This window comes from Curtobacterium sp. MCLR17_043 (assembly GCF_003224215.1).
GTDB classification, from domain to species: domain Bacteria; phylum Actinomycetota; class Actinomycetes; order Actinomycetales; family Microbacteriaceae; genus Curtobacterium; species Curtobacterium flaccumfaciens.
The window spans coordinates 1-16,852 of the sequence record NZ_QKLH01000022.1; the positions used below are offsets into that span (position 1 = coordinate 1).

Below are 16,852 nucleotides of genomic sequence, written 5' to 3' on the forward strand. Positions count from 1 at the left end.
AGATGTGTATAAGAGACAGCCGTGGCCGCTCGACCGCCCCGTGCACGCCTACAGCCCCGCACCGAACCACCAACCACGCACCACCCGACGAACCCTGCACCGTGCAACACCCGCCGAGCCATCGCCCAACAGAGCCCGCACCGTGCGAGTTTCGCCACCCCGTGTCCGCTCAACCGCCCCGTGCACGCCTACAGCCCCGCACCGAGCCACCAACCACGCACCACCCGACGAACCCTGCACCGTGCAACACCCGCCAGCCGGCACGCGCCCGCGTCAGGCCGTGCGACGATCCCGACGGCGGGGCTTCGGCCCGTCGTGGGACCAGGCGGACGACGGCAGCAGGCTCGGCGGCAACAGGCGCGACCGCACGACGCGCACCGTGGGGACCGAGGCGTCGAGCGCCTCCCGAGCGTCGCGGACGTGACGTTCCAACGACGGAGTGTCCACCGATGCAGCCCCGCCGGCGGCGAAGCGCTCGCGATCGACCGCGTCGACCGCGGCCTCCAGGTGCGGCACGACCGACTCCGGTAGCCCGGGACGCAGGCGTCCGAGCACGGCACGGGCGGTCCGGGCCACGGCGGCGGCGTCACCCGGCGGCGCCAGGCCCGGGGCGTACCCGTGGTCGGCGACGTCGTCGAGCAACTCCCGCCACGCCTGCACGGCGGGTGACCGACCGGCAGCGATCGCTGACAGCCTCGACCTGCGGCGAACAGCACGCACGAGGCCCGGGGCGACGAGGACCGCGAGCACGAGCAGCAGGCCCACGAGCAGCCCGACCGGTCCTCCGCCGCCGCCGGTGCCGGACGCACCCGTGGCACCCGGAACCGGGGACGCCGACGGGGTCGGTGACGCTGACTCGTCCGCCGGGGTGGTCTGCTCGGGTGCCGGCAGCGGGGTCTCCGGTGCCGCCGCGGTCGGCGAGGCCGAGGGCTCCTCGGACGGCGCGGCCTCGTCGGAGTCGGGCGTCGGCTCGAAGGCGACCCACCCGGCGCCCTGGATGTACAGCTCGGGCCAGGAGTGCAGCTGCCGGTTCGACACCGCGTACTCGCCGTCGGGCTGCGGCGACCCGGCCCGGTACCCGACCGCGATGCGCGAGGGAATGCCGAGCGTCCGGGCCATCACGGCCATCGCGGACGAGAAGTGCACGCAGTACCCGTCGCGGACCTTCAGGAACGTCGAGACGACGTCCATGCTGTCGCCGTCGTAGCCCTGCTCGACGGGAGCGGTCTCGGAGTACGTGAACAGGTCGCTGCGGAACCACTGCTCGAGTGCTCGCGCCCGCCCGTAGTCGTCGGTCGCGGCGGCGGCGACGCGGGTCGCGGTGGTCGAGATGTTGGCGGGCAGGTCGTCGGGCAGGGCGAGGTCGGTGCGGAGCTGCTGGCGGCTGGGCTCCCGGAAGCCACGGCCGTCGGAGCGGGCGAGCACCCCCGAAGCGGCGACCGCGTCGAGGTAGTCGTTGGCGAACGTCGAGGCCCCGTAGACCTCGTACATCGCACCGCGGGCGGTCGCGGCACCCGTCGACCGGACGGTGCTCGAGTTCCCCATCCACCGCCACTGCGACAGGTCGAGGTTGGTGGACTGCGACTCGATCGACACCGCACCCGACGGGACCGGCAGGTAGGTGCTGGACAGCCCGGTGATCCGGACGGTCACGTCGCCGCGGCTTGCCAGGCGCGGGTTGACGCCCTCGGCCCACTGCTGTTCGTCGGCCGTGTCGGCCTCGGCCGCGTTCGTCACGGTCGGCACCCAGTCCCCCGTGCCGAACTCGTCGAGGTCGGCGAGCTTGAGGTACTCGGGCTGCCCGTCGGACGAGCGGTACCGGAACACCTCGAGCTCGCTCGGACGGCGCAGGTCGTTGCCGAGTTCGAGCAGGGTGCCGGGCCGTCCGGGCTGGATCGGCGACTGGATCGCACCGGTCACGCCGGACAACCAGCTGGCGTTGAGCGGCACGATCGTCGGCAGCCCGATGGCGACGACGAGCCCGATCGCCCCGACGACCGCGGCCGGCAGTGCGCGCTGCACCGGCCGCACGGACAGCCAGAGCAGGGCGAGGAACGCCACCGCCGTGGTGATGACGAGCGGGGTGCCGGCGGGCTGCCCGGTGATGACACCCGGCACGATCAGGATGACGAGGGCCGGAGCCGCGGCGAGCGACGGGATCCGCGCGATGGCGGCGAGGAACAGCGAGACCGCAGCGACCCAGCCGATCGACGCGGTGACGACGAGCCGGATCGCGTCGGTCTGCGGCAGTGGTGCGGGGTTCAGGCGGATCGCGGCGAGCGTCTCCCCGAGGGCCCCGTCGGCGTCGAGCCACCCGAGCGGTTGGATGTCGTTGACCAGTGCGGCGGCGCACGAGCAGGCGATGACCGTGCCGACCAGGACGACGAAGCGGATGCCGGGCGTCTGGCGGCGCACGGCGAGCATCACGGCGACGAGCACGGCGACGACGACGACGCCCGATGCCCACCAGGCGATGCCCTGCACGAGCGGCCGGATGGCGAGGGCGGCGAGGAGCACGGGCACCGGCGCGAGGGCCACGACCCAGGCGCTCGGGACGTCACGCAGGTCGTCGTCGCGGTCGAGGATCTCGCGCACGTCGGCACGGCCACGCGCCGGTGCGCTCACCCCGGTCACCGTGCGGCCCCGGACGGCGTCGCGCCGACGACCGGCACCACGAGGGTCCGCCAGCCGCCGCGGTCGAGGATGCCCCGCACGGCGGGGTCCGGCGGCACGATCGTCGCCAGGATGCCGCGGCTCGACCCGCTGGTCGCGCTGACGAGTTCGGCGGCTTCCTCCGCGGTGCAGGTGCCCGTCACGACGGCGGTCATGCCGTGCACGTCGCGGCCACGGACCTCGGGCAGGACGTCGGTGACTTCGCGGGCGTCGGAGCGGAGCCGGACGTCGGCGAGCCCGACGAGCACGTCGGTCAGCCCGCCGACGTCGCCCGCGTGCCGGGTCGCGCCTTCGGGACCGTCGAACACGAGCACGACACGGGAGGTCCGGGCGGCGAGCGCCCGGGCGACACTGGCGGCCACCACGACGGCGTGTTCGAAGGCCTGGTCGCCGCCCAGGTCGGACAGCTCGGCGAGGTCCTCTCGACCGAGCCGCTGGTAGGACTCGCGCCGGACGTCGAGGGCGATCACGGCCTCGGGCGGCTGGGCCTGGGTGGTCTGGCGGACGTGCAGTTCACCGCGCCGTGCGCTCTGGGCCCAGTGCACGCGGCGGATCGGGTCACCCGGTCGGTACGGGCGGAGTTCGCTGTCGTCGGCGGAACCACCCTGTCCGACCCGGCCCTCGTCGGCCGAGACCGCACCGGCGAGCGCCCCGGCGTCGATCGCCCCGAGGGGTGCCGAGGCCGGGACGACGACGACCTCTTCCGCCGGGACGACGGGTCGGTCGATGCGGAGCAGGCCGAACGGGTCCTCGACCCGGATCGTCACGGGGCCGACCAGCGAGCGGCCACGGTGCATCGCGAGTGCCTCGACGTCGAGCACGGCCGGCGGCAGGTTCGGCCCGACCTCGGCGTAGGTCTCCGCCTCGGCCAGGCTGGCGAAGGCGTCCTCGAGTTGTTCGCGCACGAGCAGCGTCGCCCGCGGGCCGATCCGCAGGCTGGTGCTGCCGAGGGTGATGCGTTCCCGGTAGACCTCGCCCACCTGCACGATCGCCCGTGCGGTGCTGCGGCTGCCGCGGAGCGGGGTGGCGACGACGAACGCCATCACGATGCCGAGCACGACCAGGACGAGCAGCAGCAGGCCGGCCGTGACGGCCACGCTCGTGGTGCCGACCAGACCGCCGCCGACCAGGCCGATGCCGACGGCGATGACCGTCCAGCCCCGGATCGTCGGGCGCGGGAACGGGGTGCGTCGGGCCAACGACAGCCCCCGACGGCCGAACCGTGCCGCCGTGGACCGCGCGGCACCGACGCGTCGCAGCAGCGACGGCGGTGCCGATGGACCGGCCATCAGGAGCGGACGGGGGTGGCCGTGAACGGGATGGCGGTGTCGGAGACGATGCGGACGACGATCTCGCGCACGGTGTCCTCGCCGGTGCCGCCGAGCCCACGGGCGACCGGCACGAGCCGGTGCGCGAGCACGATCGGGGCGAGCGTCGCGACGTCGTCGGGGGTGACGAACGGGCGGCCGAGCAGGGCTGCGTGCGCACGGGCTGCCTGCGCCAGGTGCAGCGTCGCGCGGGGGCTCGCACCGAGCACGAGGTCGGGGTGGGTGCGCGTCGACCGGACGATCGCGATGATGTACGCCTCGACGTCGGGGGCGATGTGCACCCCGGCGACGGTCTCGATGATCGCCCGCAGCGTGGTGACGTCGACGATCGGCCGCAGGCGCGACAGCGGGTCGCTGCCGCCGCGGTTCGCGAGCATCTGCCGTTCGGCGTCGACGCTCGGGTAGCCCATCGCGATTCGGGCCATGAAGCGGTCGCGCTGCGCCTCGGGCAGCGGGTACGTGCCCTCCATGTCGATCGGGTTCTGGGTCGCGACGATCATGAACGGGCGGTCGAGCGGGCGCGTGACACCGTCGACGGTGACCTGCGACTCCGCCATCGCCTCGAGCAGGGCGGACTGGGTCTTCGGGCTGGTGCGGTTGATCTCGTCGCCGATGACCACGTTCGCGAACACCGGGCCGGGCGAGAACCGGAAGGTGCCCGACGACTGGTCGAAGATGTTCACGCCCGTGACGTCGGACGGCAGCATGTCCGAGGTGAACTGGATGCGGTTCACGGACCCGCCGACCGAGGCGCCGAGCGCCTTGGCGAGCACGGTCTTGCCGACGCCGGGGACGTCCTCGACGAGCAGGTGTCCCTCGGCGAGCATCACCGTCAGGGCCGTGCGGATGGCTTCCGCCTTGCCGTCGATCACCGTGGCGACGGAGGCCACGATGTCGTCGCCCACCGCCCGCACGTGTTCGAGCGGGAAGGCGGGGTCGGTCGGGTCCGGCACGCAGGGCTCCATCGTCGGGGACAGGTGTCGTGCATGCTACATCGGGCCGGTGACAGCACCCGGTACGGGTGCACGGACTGGTCGTTCCGCGCAACGGCGGCCGATCCGCGTGTGGTGGGGCCGGGAGGCACGGCCCACCACACGCCGATCCGTCACCTCGTGCGCGGAACGGCCCACGGGCCTCCAGACAGTGCCCGGACCGGCCGGCGGACGGTCAGGACCGGGGCGCCAGCGCCGCGTCCGCGGCGCGCAGCACGCGCGCGGCGACCGCGACCCCGTCTTCGCGCCCGAGCTCGGTGTCCTCGTGCTCGATGTTCACCCACATGTCCGGGTCGATCGCACGCAGCGCATCGAGGAACGTCGTCCAGTACGCCTCGTCGTGCCCCTTGCCGAGCGCGACGAAGTCCCACGCCGACGGCTTCGGCCACTCGTTCGCCCACTCGTCGCCGCCGAGGTTCGTACGAGACTCGTCCGGCGACAACCGGCGGAACGAGTTGTCGAGGACCCCGTTGATCGCGGCGTGCGGGTTGATCCGGACGTCCTTCGCAGCGGCGTGGAACACGAGCGGCCCGAGGTCGCGGGCGACCGCCACCGGGTCCATCTGCTGCCAGAACAGGTGCGACGCGTCGAGCTCGACGCCGACGTTCGTCAGCCCGCCGCGCTCGACGAGCTCCCGGATCGACGCCGGGTTGAACACGAGGTTCTGCGGGTGCAGCTCGAGCGCGACCTTGACGCCGTGCTCTCGGGCCAGGGCGTCGATCTCCTGCCAGAACGGCACCGCGACGCTCCACTGGTGCTCGAGGACGTCCAGCGCGGCCGAGTTCCAGGCGTTCACGATCCAGTTCGGCCGCGTCCCGCCCGGCTCCCCTGCCGGCAGTCCGGACATCGTGACCACGCGGTCCTGCCCGAGGCGGGCCGCGAGGCGGATGCTGCGTCGGACGTCCTCGGCGTGCGCGGGGCCGATCGCCGGGTCGGGGTGCAGCGGGTTGCCGTTGCAGTTGAGCCCCGCGATCTCGACGCCGGTCCCCGCGAACTGCGCGAGGAACGCGTCACGCGCCCCGTCGTCCTGCAGGATCGCGTCGATGTCGGGCACGTGCACCGGGGGCAGGAACCCGCCGGTGTTCAGCTCGATGCCGGCGAGCCCGTTGTCCGCGATGACCCGGAGTGCGTCGGCGAGGGGCCGGTCGTGCAGGATCGCGTTGTAGAGACCGAGCTTCATGCGCGGACACCACCCTGCGTGGTCGGGACGACGGCGTCGGCAACGTCGACGGACGTGCCCCCGGCCGCGGCGGATCGTGCCACCGCGTCGAGGACCTCCATGTTGTGCACGCCGTCGTCGAACGTGGCGTTCGCGGGCAGGGCGTCGGGCGCGGCGCCGGACAGCCCCGCGATCTCGTCGAGGAACGCCCGCGCCTGGTACTCGAACATCTGGTTCTGCCCCCAGCCGACCCCCGGGGCGTCCATCGCCATGCCACCCGCGACGTAGGGGTGGTCGGGGCCGAGCACGACCTGGCGGTACCCACCCGTGCGCGAGCCGTCGGACTGCAGCGCGAGGCCGATCTCAGAGGCGCGCTCCTGGTCCCAGCGGGCGGCGCCGCGCTCGCAGAACACCTCGATGACGAGGCCGTTCGGGTGCCCGGCCGCGACGCGTGAGGCCTCGAGCGACCCGACGACCGTGCCGTCGCCGAACCGTGCGCTGAACGTGGCGTAGTCGTCGTTGCCGACGGCCGCGGTCTCTCCGGTGAGCGGGACGGCCTGCCCCCGCAGAGCGTGTCCGGCGGCCACGGGGCGCTCGGTGATCGACGTGGTGAACGTCCCACCGCTGACGCTCCGGACCGGGCCGGCCAGGAACTCGGCGACGTAGGACAGGTGCGAGCCGACGTCGGCGAGCGCGCCGGACCCCGGCGCCCCGGCGAAGCGCCACGAGAACGGGACGTCGGGCGAGGCGCCGTAGTCGGTCCAGTACCGGCCGGAGACGTGCAGGACCCGACCGAGCGTGCCGTCCTCGACGAGCTCCTTGATGGCCGCGAGACCGGGAGCCCGGCGGTAGGTGAAGCCGATGCGGCCGAGCACCCCGCGCTGCGCGGCCTCGGCAGCGGCGGACGCCATCGCGCGTGCGTCGTCGAGCGAGTCGGACAGCGGCTTCTCGCAGAGCACGTGTTTGCCGGCGGCGAGCAGCCCCTCGACGATCTTGCGGTGCAGGGTGTTCGCGACGACCACACTCACCACGTCGATGTCGTCCGCTGCCGCGATGGCTCGCCAGTCGGTGTCGTGCCGCTCGTAGCCGAAGCGCCGTGCGGCCTCGGCGGCGAGGGGCTCGTAGACGTCGCCGACCGAGACGAGCCGGACCGGCGGCAGCGTCGAGGTGAAGAGGGAGGGTGCGTTCCGCCATGCCGCCATGTGGGCCTTGCCCGCCATGCCCGCGCCGATGACGGCGACGCCGATGCTGTCGCTCATGTTCTCTCCTTCGAGAAGGTCGCTGGATCCCGATTCTGGAACGTTCCAGAACGTGTCGGTAGACTGTAGCCGCACCAGCCCATGTCCTGTCAAGCACCGTGCCGGAAAGGCTCAGCGTGACCCCTCGCCCGCCGACGATCATCGACGTCGCCGCACGCGCAGGCGTCTCGAAGTCCCTGGTGTCGATGGTGCTGCGCGACGATCCCGGGGTCTCCCCGGCCCGCCGCTCCGCGGTGCTCGCCGCCGTCGCGGAGCTCGGCTACCGCCCGAACCGCGCCGCCGCCATCCTCGCCGGCACCCGGACCCGCACCATCGGGGTCATCGTCGACGACTTCCGGAACCCCTGGTACGTCCCGATGCTCGACGGCATCCGCGAGGCCCTCGCCCCGCACGGCCTCCGCCTCACCCTCGCCGACACCCGCGCCAACGCCCACCTCGACTCATCCCCGTTCGACGACCTGGTCTCCCTGCGGGTCGACGGCGTGGTGCTCGCCGCCGAGGGCTTCCCCGACGTCGTCGTCCCCGCCGACACCCCGGTCGTGGTCGCCGGCGCACGCGCGGACGTCCCCGGCGGACTCGACGTGGTCGCCTCCGACGAAGCCGCCGGCGGACGGTTGGCAGCGGATCACCTGATCGGACTGGGTCACCGCCGCATCGTCCACGTCACCGGCTCGGGAGGCCCGGCTGCCGTCCGCCGTCAGGCCACCGTCGCGCAGCTGGTCGCGTCCGGCATCGAGCCGCTGGTCTACGGCTCCGGCCCGACCTCGGAATCGACCGGCTACGAGGGCATGCGGCTCGCCCTCCGAGAGCACCCCGACCTGACCGCGGTGTTCGCCGCGAACGACGTCATGGCGATGGGAGCGATCGCCGCCGTCCAGGAAGCCGGACTCCGCGTGCCGCAGGACGTCTCGGTGATCGGCAACGACGAGACCCCGCTCGCCGCGTCACCCCTGCTGCGCCTGACGACGGTCGACCCGCACAACGACGAGGTCGGGCGCCTGGCGGCTGCGCGGTTGGTCGAGCGGATCGGCGCGGCCGCAGGGGCGCCGGCCGATCCCCTCCGGACGCTCGTGCCGCCGACGCTCGTCGTGCGCTCGACGACGGGGCCGCCGCGCCTCTGAACTCCGCTACTCGGTTGAGCGTCTGCGCCTCCGTCAGGTCAGGACCGAGCGATCTCAGCGAACCCGGCGGCGAGCGCACCGACCCGAGCCTCGCGCTCGGCGAGTGCCATGTTCCGAACCGAGGAGAACACGAACTGCTTCGCTGCGATCGGGCGCCGTTCGAGGAGTGCGTCGAGCTCGCGTGCGCGGGGTCGCGACACGATCGCGGCGGCTTCGCGCCCGAGCACACGAGCGGCGACGTGGTCCGTGTTGGAGCCGTACTCCTCCATGAGCTCGATCCGATCGTCGTTCCAGGATGCCTCCCGGACCCGTTCGTCTTCGCAGTACCAGTCCACCGCCAGCGCAAGGTCCTGTGCGTCACGGTCGTTGGCGTGTCCACGGTCCACCCAGGCTCGCAGCTTGAGCAGCGTGTACCCAGCCGCGGTGGGGAAGCGGACACGGTTCCCGCTCGGCAGATCGACCCACGTCCCTGCACTGAAGACATCGGCCATCCCGAAGACGCTCATCTGCTCGCGGCGGCGGGCCGGTGTCACCACGCCGTCGGGGTCCTCGACCCGGCCGAACGGCATGAAGTCGACTTCCATGTCGGCGACCACGAAACGCACGCCGTTGGAACCGGTCCGCGTGTACGTCGCAACGACGTCCTCGTACGTCTGCCAGTCGTCTGTGGCGATTGCGATGTCCACGTCGGAGGTCGCACGCACGGTGTCAGTCCGGCCGAACTGGACGTGATGGAGTTGGTCGCGAGCCTCCGCGCCGATGATCATGAGGCGCGCGGGGTCGACCTGTCGACCCACGAGGTCTCGGACGACGTGATCGACGACGTCGAGACGTTCATCCGAGTGCATCGACGAGTCCCGTCTCCGCGCGGACCCTGGCCGCTGCTTCCTGCGAGCGAGAATCACCAGCAGCCATGAGCTCCGCGTACACGAGCAGTGGCGGCGCCGTCCTCACTCCGGACGGATAGGGCCGCGGGTCGGTCCAGAAGGCTTCCCGCACCCAGATGTTCGGCGCGGCCCCGGCACGCCAACGGTTCGCGAGCGCGAGCGCCGACGACCATGGCCGAACCCACAGCGACAGTGTCTCGGGCCGCAACCACGCGGTTGCCGCTTCACCGCTCCGGAACACCTCCACCCCGTCCACCGCCTGGACCTCGAGGGTCTGGCCGGCGAAGGCCCGCGCTCGTTTCTCAGCTCCGAGACCCGAGGCGAACGCAGCGGACCACTGGTCGATGAGCTGCTCGCGGGCTGTACCCCCGGGTCGGAGGTCTGCCTCGTCCGTCCCGGACGCTCGCAGCGATTCGACGACCTCGCTGGCGAGCCCGACGGACACACCTGCGACCCTCGCGACGGTTCGCCGCGGCGCTGACATCATCCGCGGCCAGGTCAGCAGGACGAACAGGACCTGCGCTCGGCGAATGCTGAAGAGGTTCACGTTTCGACTGCTCACACCGCGCTCCTCGGACGCGCCCGGTCTCGTCCGGCCCCGCACGTCCACGAGTACCCCGTCGTGCCGGATGAACGCGTTGCCAGCGACATCGACGAAGCAAGTCCCGAGCGATCGGAACTGCTCTGCAGTCCGGGCTGAGATCTTCGCTCCGACCAGCAACGTCGGTGTCGACTTCACGTTCCAAGGTGCCCGTCGCAGGGACTCCATCGTGAGCGGCTCGAGGAGTGCGATGTCCACTGGCCATCGCCAGCTGGGGTCAGCATCGCGGGTGAGTACGGCGTCCCAGAGAGCAGAGCCATCGAACCCCTCAGGCTCCCTCGAGACTGCGACATCGAAGCCGTACTCGCGGAGTCGCGCGATGGCCTCGTACACGATCTGGTCGTCCATGACGCTCCTCGTTCATTTTTTCTCGATGTTCAATCTAATTGAACAAGTCGAAAAACTGAACACCGCGGAACGTCATCCATCAGACGCGCGCACCCTCGAGCCGGTCGACGGCCTCAGCCAGGTCAGCGAGCTCGGGGACCTCGTGCGCCTCGGCGAGGGCGCCCTCGAGCGCTTCGGCGTGGATCGGTGTCGCACGCTCGAGCAGGACCTGCCCGGCGTGCGTGAGCTCCGTGTAGAGCCCGCGACGGTCGTCGGCGCACAGGACACGGGTCAGCAGGGCACGCTCCTCGAGCCGGTTCACCAGTCGGGTGGTGGCACTCGGGCTGAGGGCGGCCGCGCGGGCGAGCTGCTGCATGCGCATGTGGAAGCCGTCCTGGCGGCGCAGAGCATCGAGCACCGTGAACTCCACGACGGACAGGTCGACCTGCCGGAGGTCCCGCTCCAGGCGCGTCTCGATCAGGCCGTGCAGCGCTGCCAGGGTGCGCCAGCCGTGGGCACGGACGGCGGTGGAGGTGTCGTCGACGGACATCGGGGCTCCTTCGGTCGGTGCAGACGGCGACAGTTGCTTGCGCGGTTACCCCGCGTGTGCAACTATCGATATCCCGCGTCTGCAACAACCAGCGTACGCGGCACAGCTGCACAACGGAAGGACATCCATGCCCGCGGGACTCATCGCCCTCGCACTCGGCGGATTCGGCATCGGCCTGACCGAGTTCGTCATCACCGGCCTGCTGCCCGAGGTGGCGGCCGACTACGGCGTCACCGAGACCACCGCCGGCTGGCTCGTCACCGGGTACGCCCTGGCGGTCATCGTCGGGGCCCTCGGGCTCACCGCCGCGACCACCCGGCTCCCCCGCAAGCCCGTCCTGCTCGGGCTGCTCGTGCTGTTCATCGTCGGCAACACCCTGTCCGCGATCGCGCCGACCTACGGCGTGATGATGACCGGCCGTGTCATCGCCGCCCTGTGCCACGGAGCGTTCTTCGGCATCGGCTCGGTCGTCGCCGCGAACATGGTCGAGCGGTCCAAGCGCGCGTCGGCCGTCGCGCTGATGTTCACCGGGCTCACCGCGTCGAACGTGCTCGGCGTGCCGTTCGGCACCTTCCTCGGCCAGGCCGCCGGTTGGCGTGCGACGTTCTGGGCGATCGCGGCCATCGGCATCGTCGCCCTGATCGGCGTGCTCGTCCTCGTCCCGGCGGTCCGCTCCACCGAGGTTCCGTCCCTCGCCCGCGAGCTCGGCGCCTTCCGGTCCGGACAGGTCTGGCTGTCGCTCGGGATGACCGTGCTCGGCTACGGCGGGATGTTCGGCGCCTTCACCTACATCGCGTACACGCTGACCTCGGTGTCCGGCTTCCCGTCGTCGGCGGTGCCGTGGCTGCTCATCGTGTTCGGCATCGGGCTGTTCGTCGGCAACTTCGCCGGCGGCAAGCTCGCGGCCCGCTCGATCGACCGCACGTTGCTCGTGGTGCTCGTCGCGCTGACCGTGGTGCTCGCGGCGTTCGCCCTCGTCGCGACCTCGCCGGTGCTCACCGTGATCGCCCTCGTGCTGATGGGGGCGTTCGGGTTCGCGACCGTCCCGGCCCTGCAGACGCGGGTGATGCAGTACGCCGACCACGCACCGACCCTGGCGAGCGGGGCGAACATCGCCGCGTTCAACCTCGGCAACGCGCTCGGGGCCTGGATCGGCGGTCTGACCATCGCCGCCGGCCTCGGGTACACGTCGCCGATCTGGGCGGGGGCGGGGATCACCCTGGCGGCCGTGGTGCTGACGCTCGTGGCCATGGGCGCGGTGCGTCGGGGGCGCGCGGGAGTGCGGACCACGACGACGGGGAGCATCGCGACGGTCTGACGCGAGCGCTTCGGGCGCTAGGAACGACGAAAGCCCGGTCCGATCGGACCGGGCTTCATCGTCGTGCGGAGACGGAGGGATTTGAACCCTCGGTCCCCTCAAAGGGGACTCCACCTTAGCAGGGTGGTGCACTCGGCCGGACTATGCGACGTCTCCAAGCACTCTCACGAGCGCTGCGACCACCATACAGGAGGACCGCGCCACTCTCGACCCGACGAACACCCGCGCGTGGCACGACCCGTCACACTCGGTCCCCCGAAGTGGGGACACGTGGGGGTTGTCGGGGCGTACCCCACTGCATACCATCATCGGGACGCGGCAATCACGTTCCGGGGCTCGTCCCCGTCGTCGCGACACAGCACCCGACGTCGTTCCCCGTGCGGGCCCGGCGCGCCCGATCGCGTGGCGCCCGGCGGGGAGCGACTTCCCCTGGGGGCGCGGCCCACCACCGCGCCCCCGTTTCTGCGTTCGGGGGCGGGTGCACTGCTGACGTTCGGGCGCGCGCACGGCAACGGCGGGCCCACGAAAGCGACACTGCGCCGCCGAGCTCGGCCGTCACAGGTGCCAGGGCGACAGAGTGTCGCGGATGTTCGGCGGCAGTCTGTCGCTTTCGCGGAAGGGGGCAGGGGCGGGAGGCGGCAAGCAAGCGACCGTCCGCCCGCGCCTCAGTACCCGAACGCCTTGGAGCAGGTCTGCTGGTCGGCGGACTGGCCCTCGAGCCCGTCGATGGTCTCGGGCGTCGCCGAGGGGGTGCGCGGCGCAGCGGACGACGGCGCTGCCGGTGTCGCGGGGGTCGCGGGCTCCGGCGCAGCGGCCGGGGGAGACGGTGTAGCGGTCGGCTGCGTCGGGTTCGGCTGCGTCGGACTCGTCTGCGTCGGGTTCGTCTCGGACCCGATGCCCGTGCTGTCCGCCCCGAGGGAGAACGACTGGTCGGCCTTGATCTTCGCGAACAGCCGGTCGGCCAGGTACGTCGTCGGCTCGACCTTGCCCTCGTAGACACCGGTGCCGCCCGTGGTCCCCGGGTACTGCACGAAGTTCACCTGCGCCAGCGGCAGGTCCCGCAGCGCCAGGCCCATCTGCACCATCGTCCCGATGTCGTTCAGGCTCTGGGACAGCTGCATGTTCGACGCCGCCGCCCGGGCCAGCTTGTACAGGCGGGCCGGCGAACCGAGGGTGTCGTTCGACTTCACAGTGCGGAGGAGCGACGACAGGAACACCTGCTGGCTCGAGATCCGGCCGAGGTCCGACCCGTCGCCGACCCCGTGCCGGGTGCGCAGGAATGCCAGGGCCTCGTCACCCTGCAGGGTCGAGGTGCCGGCCGGCAGGTTCAGCCCGGTGTACGAGTCGGTGATCGGCTGGGCGACGCAGACCGGCACGCCGCCGATCGCGTTCGACATCTCGATGACGCCCTTGAACGACACCGCGGCCGAGTACTGGATGTCGAGCCCGGTCAACCCGGCGACGGTCTGGGTGACGCAGTTCAGGCCGCCCTCGCCGAACGAGGTGTTGATCGGCTGCGCCGCCATCGCCGGGGCTGTGCCCGTGCCGTCGGTCTTCTTGCAGGCCGGGATCGGTGTGACGAGGTCGCGCGGGATGCTCACCGCGGTCGCGTTGGTGTGGTCGGCCGAGACGTGCAGCAGGATGTTGACGTCGTTGAGGGTCGCATCGCGCTCCCCGAAGGCAGCACTCTGCTCGGGGTCGTTGTCGGTGCCGACGACGAGCATGTTGAACCCGCCCTTGAAGGCGCTGATCGGCTTCGCGCCGCCCTTCGCCTGCGGCGCGGGCTGGCCCTGGATCTCGACGCCGTCACCGAGGTCGTCCGTGACCTGCTTCGCCGCGATCGCCGTGACCGAGACCGAACTCACCAGGGCCACGGCGACGACGGCGGAGACCGTCTTGGCAGCGGTCGCGAAGGGGCTCGAGCGCCGCAGACGTCCGTGCCGTGCGATCCCGGACGCTCGGTTCAAGCGGTGGGATCGATCGCGGACGTCGTTCACGGGCACTCCTGTCGTCGGTGGACACGCCGGGGACGGCAACCGGTCAAGGCTGCCACGACGTTGCCTGACGATCCAGTGCGAGTGACACCGGTGACGCTCGCTGCTCAGGGCCGCGACCTGCGGATCGACGGCGGTCGGCGCGGACCTGAGCGGATCCGCAGCCGACGTCGGTTCAGGCGGACACGACCACCCGGAAGCGGTCCGGCAGGGCGATCAGGGCGGACGACAGGTCGAGGAGCGCCGCGGCACAGTCGTCGAGGGCGTCTCGCTCAGCAGCGGCCACGGCCCGCTCGACGATCTCGACCCGTCGTCGCCGGTCGACCACGGCATCGATCCCGTTCGCCAGGGCGACGTCGTCGGTGAAGAACATGTCGAGCACGATGCGCTGCGACAGCAACCAGTCGCCGCTGACCGATGACCCGCGGCGCCGCAGGTACCAGGCGCCGAGCTCGACGAAGGCACCGGCTTCGGTCCAGCACTCCCGCAGCCACACCTTGTCGAACCGGTCGTGGTACCCGACGGAGTTCGACGGCGGATCGACGAGCAGGGCCTGGGCGATCCGCATCCGCTCGATCATCTGGTCGACCGACCACTGCGAGATCACGACACCGACGTACCGCTGCACGCTGGCCAGCTGCAGGGACTCGAGGGTCACGAGGGCTTCGCGCACCGGTGTGCGCGACACCCGCATGTCCGATGCCAGGGTGTCGAGCCGCAGCCGCTGCCCGCGGCGGTACTCCCCCCGCAGGACGTTGTCGAGCAGTCGCAGGAACACCGCGTCGCGCAGCAGGCTGCGGCGCAGGCCGTGGGGATCGAGGCCGCCGACGCCTGCTCGGATGGGGGTGTGCTCCATCAGCCCAGGCTCACGCACGGACGGCACCCCCGAGGCGAGGGCGGTCGCTGCCGTGGATCGTGGTCGCGGGTGTCGCGCTGTGGAGGAGTGCCATGCAGGCACAGTGACAGCGCTGCGACGGCAGCACTAAACACTCTGAATACAGAATGTCAGGCCGCGGCCACAGGGCTCACCTCCGGTCGGACTTCGCGTCCCCGGTGAGCACCGAGAGCGGTTGGGTGACGTCCTCGAGCCCCTTCCGCGCGGCGTCGACCCCGAAGATCAGGGCGACCACGCCGCCACCGATCATCACCGCGGATCCGAGCAGGTACCCCCAGAACAGCGGCTCCCGCGACGAGCCGTCACCGATGAGTGCACCGTAGATCAGCGGGGCGACGGCACCGAAGATCTGCGCCAGCGCGAAGAAGTACGAGATGGCCTGCGACCGCAGCTCGAGCGGGAAGATCTCCGACACGGTCAGGTAGGCGCTCGATGCCCCCGCCGAGGCGAAGAAGAACGACACGCACCAGAAGGCGACCTGCACCGTCGCCGAGATCGCGTCGGCCTGGAACAGGAACGCCGAGGTGGCGAGGACGAGACCCGAGACCAGGTACGTCGAGAAGATCATCTGCCGACGACCCCAGGTGTCGAAGAACCGCCCGAGGATGATCGGGCCGAGCAGGTTGCCGATCGCGAACGGGAAGAAGTACACCGATGTCTCGGCCGTCTTCAGCCCGAAGAAGTTCGTGAGCACCAGGGCGTACGTGAAGAAGATCGCGTTGTAGAGGAACGCCTGGGTGATCATCATCGTCGCGCCGACGAGGGTCCGGGTCGGGTACTGCCGGAACAGCACCTTCACGATCGTCCGGAACTTGACGTTGTCGGTCGGGGTGACGGTCATCGCCTTGGACTGGTCGACGTCCGGCAGGCGGTGCCCGGTGGACTTCTCCACCGACTCCTCGATCCGTGTGACCGTCGCCTCGGCCTCCTCCTCGCGTCCGTGCGTCATGAGCCACCGCGGACTCTCCGGGATGTGCCGGCGCAGGAAGATGATCGCGATGCCGAGCACCGGGCCGAGGAAGAACCCGATGCGCCACCCGATGTTCTCGGCGAAGTTGGCCGTGTCGAGCAGGTAGATGTTGGCGAACGCGCCGAGCGCGGCACCACCCCAGTACGTGCCGTTGATGGCGATGTCGACGTGCCCGCGGTACTTCGCCGGGATGAGCTCGTCGATCGCCGAGTTGATCGCCGCGTACTCGCCGCCGATGCCGAGCCCCGCGACGAACCGGAACGCCGCGAGGAACCAGAAGTCCTGGGCGAGCCCAGCGATGCCGGAGCCGATCAGGTAGATCGCCAGCGTGAGGATGAAGAGCTTCCGTCGCCCCAACCGGTCGGACATCCGACCGAACACGACTGCGCCGACGACCTGCCCGATGAGGTAGATCGTCCCGAGTGAGGTGACCTGCTGCGTGGACAGGTTCAGGTCCGCCTGGAAACCCGCGTTCGAGACGATCTGGATCTCGAGACCGTCGAGGATCCAGGACACGCCGAGTCCGACGACGACGCTCCAGTGGAACCGGGTCCACGGCAAGCGGTCCATCCTGGCGGGCACCAGGCTCTTGATGGTTGCGTTCGCGCTGCTCACGAAATGGGACCGTACGCCGAGATCGCCGATGTGGTTCAGATGCGGAACGAGGAACCGGGGGCGGAGCCGGATCCCCCTACTTCGAATCCGGCTCCGTCGCCGGGATCTCAATGATCGCAAGTGCGATGGAAACCCACAAGCGGACGGGAGGCGCGGTGCGGGC

At 71.2% G+C, this 16,852-nt stretch carries 13 protein-coding genes and 1 tRNA gene; 2 read left to right on the forward strand and 12 right to left on the reverse strand.

The window, feature by feature from the left end; all coding sequences use genetic code 11:
- Window positions 1-273: 273 nt before the first annotated feature.
- The 5 genes from DEJ03_RS16635 to DEJ03_RS16655 form a co-directional block, all read right to left on the reverse strand.
- Window positions 274-2,625 carry a DUF3488 and transglutaminase-like domain-containing protein gene (locus tag DEJ03_RS16635; RefSeq protein WP_146237769.1) on the reverse strand — a complete coding sequence of 784 codons (2,352 nt, stop codon included), beginning with the start codon at window positions 2,623-2,625 and terminating at the stop codon, window positions 274-276.
- A 5-nt stretch (window positions 2,626-2,630) separates the two neighbouring features.
- Window positions 2,631-3,872 (reverse strand): DUF58 domain-containing protein, encoded by a 1,242-nt coding sequence (locus DEJ03_RS16640; protein WP_146237770.1) that lies wholly within the window; start codon window positions 3,870-3,872, stop codon window positions 2,631-2,633.
- A gap of 89 nt (window positions 3,873-3,961) precedes the next feature.
- Window positions 3,962-4,966, reverse strand: coding sequence for a MoxR family ATPase (locus DEJ03_RS16645; protein WP_110865495.1), 1,005 nt, complete (start codon window positions 4,964-4,966; stop codon window positions 3,962-3,964).
- Window positions 4,967-5,168: 202 nt separating this feature from the next.
- Window positions 5,169-6,173: a sugar phosphate isomerase/epimerase gene (locus DEJ03_RS16650; protein ID WP_110865496.1), complete on the reverse strand. Its 1,005-nt coding sequence runs from the start codon at window positions 6,171-6,173 to the stop codon at window positions 5,169-5,171.
- Window positions 6,170-7,411, reverse strand: coding sequence for a Gfo/Idh/MocA family protein (locus DEJ03_RS16655; RefSeq protein ID WP_110865497.1), 1,242 nt, complete (start codon window positions 7,409-7,411; stop codon window positions 6,170-6,172). Before DEJ03_RS16655 ends, DEJ03_RS16650 begins: the two co-directional genes overlap by 4 nt.
- A 116-nt stretch (window positions 7,412-7,527) precedes the next feature.
- Between DEJ03_RS16655 and DEJ03_RS16660 the strand changes: the two genes are divergently transcribed.
- Window positions 7,528-8,532, forward strand: coding sequence for a LacI family DNA-binding transcriptional regulator (locus tag DEJ03_RS16660; RefSeq protein ID WP_110865498.1), 1,005 nt, complete (start codon window positions 7,528-7,530; stop codon window positions 8,530-8,532).
- Between the two features lie 38 nt (window positions 8,533-8,570).
- Here DEJ03_RS16660 and DEJ03_RS16665 read toward each other — a convergent pair whose 3' ends face one another.
- From DEJ03_RS16665 to DEJ03_RS16675, 3 genes are all read right to left on the reverse strand, one after another.
- Window positions 8,571-9,218 (reverse strand): hypothetical protein, encoded by a 648-nt coding sequence (locus DEJ03_RS16665; RefSeq protein ID WP_146237771.1) that lies wholly within the window; start codon window positions 9,216-9,218, stop codon window positions 8,571-8,573.
- Between the two features lie 148 nt (window positions 9,219-9,366).
- Window positions 9,367-10,368, reverse strand: coding sequence for a type IV toxin-antitoxin system AbiEi family antitoxin (locus tag DEJ03_RS16670; protein WP_110865500.1), 1,002 nt, complete (start codon window positions 10,366-10,368; stop codon window positions 9,367-9,369).
- 79 nt (window positions 10,369-10,447) lie between these two features.
- Window positions 10,448-10,897 carry a MarR family winged helix-turn-helix transcriptional regulator gene (locus tag DEJ03_RS16675; RefSeq protein WP_110865501.1) on the reverse strand — a complete coding sequence of 150 codons (450 nt, stop codon included), beginning with the start codon at window positions 10,895-10,897 and terminating at the stop codon, window positions 10,448-10,450.
- A gap of 127 nt (window positions 10,898-11,024) precedes the next feature.
- On the opposite strand from DEJ03_RS16675, the gene DEJ03_RS16680 reads away from it, so the two are divergent.
- The gene (locus DEJ03_RS16680) at window positions 11,025-12,215 is read left to right on the forward strand and encodes an MFS transporter (protein ID WP_110865502.1); all 1,191 of its coding nucleotides are present in this window, start codon (window positions 11,025-11,027) and stop codon (window positions 12,213-12,215) included.
- Window positions 12,216-12,281: 66 nt separating this feature from the next.
- On the opposite strand, the gene DEJ03_RS16685 is transcribed toward DEJ03_RS16680, so the two are convergent.
- The 4 genes from DEJ03_RS16685 to DEJ03_RS16700 all read right to left on the reverse strand — a co-directional run bounded on the left by DEJ03_RS16685 (window position 12,282) and on the right by DEJ03_RS16700 (window position 16,689).
- Window positions 12,282-12,371 (reverse strand) — tRNA-Ser (locus DEJ03_RS16685).
- 509 nt (window positions 12,372-12,880) lie between these two features.
- Window positions 12,881-14,182, reverse strand: a complete 1,302-nt coding sequence (locus DEJ03_RS16690; protein WP_258370894.1) for an LCP family protein — start codon at window positions 14,180-14,182, stop codon at window positions 12,881-12,883.
- 202 nt (window positions 14,183-14,384) lie between these two features.
- Window positions 14,385-15,065: a GntR family transcriptional regulator gene (locus tag DEJ03_RS16695; protein WP_110865503.1), complete on the reverse strand. Its 681-nt coding sequence runs from the start codon at window positions 15,063-15,065 to the stop codon at window positions 14,385-14,387.
- Window positions 15,066-15,234: 169 nt separating this feature from the next.
- Window positions 15,235-16,689: an MFS transporter gene (locus DEJ03_RS16700; RefSeq protein WP_309146898.1), complete on the reverse strand. Its 1,455-nt coding sequence runs from the start codon at window positions 16,687-16,689 to the stop codon at window positions 15,235-15,237.
- Between the last annotated feature and the right edge of the window lie 163 nt (window positions 16,690-16,852).

What these genes read in the sequence shown, in the direction of transcription:
- DEJ03_RS16645 (WP_110865495.1), bottom strand. Translation starts at nt 4,966, where the DNA reads ATGGAGCCCTGCGTGCCGGACCCGACCGACCCCGCCTTCCCGCTCGAA.
- DEJ03_RS16670 (WP_110865500.1), bottom strand. Translation starts at nt 10,368, where the DNA reads ATGGACGACCAGATCGTGTACGAGGCCATCGCGCGACTCCGCGAGTAC.
- DEJ03_RS16650 (WP_110865496.1), bottom strand. Translation starts at nt 6,173, where the DNA reads ATGAAGCTCGGTCTCTACAACGCGATCCTGCACGACCGGCCCCTCGCC.
- DEJ03_RS16655 (WP_110865497.1), bottom strand. Translation starts at nt 7,411, where the DNA reads ATGAGCGACAGCATCGGCGTCGCCGTCATCGGCGCGGGCATGGCGGGC.
- DEJ03_RS16680 (WP_110865502.1), top strand. Translation starts at nt 11,025, where the DNA reads ATGCCCGCGGGACTCATCGCCCTCGCACTCGGCGGATTCGGCATCGGC.
- DEJ03_RS16675 (WP_110865501.1), bottom strand. Translation starts at nt 10,897, where the DNA reads ATGTCCGTCGACGACACCTCCACCGCCGTCCGTGCCCACGGCTGGCGC.
- DEJ03_RS16695 (WP_110865503.1), bottom strand. Translation starts at nt 15,065, where the DNA reads ATGGAGCACACCCCCATCCGAGCAGGCGTCGGCGGCCTCGATCCCCAC.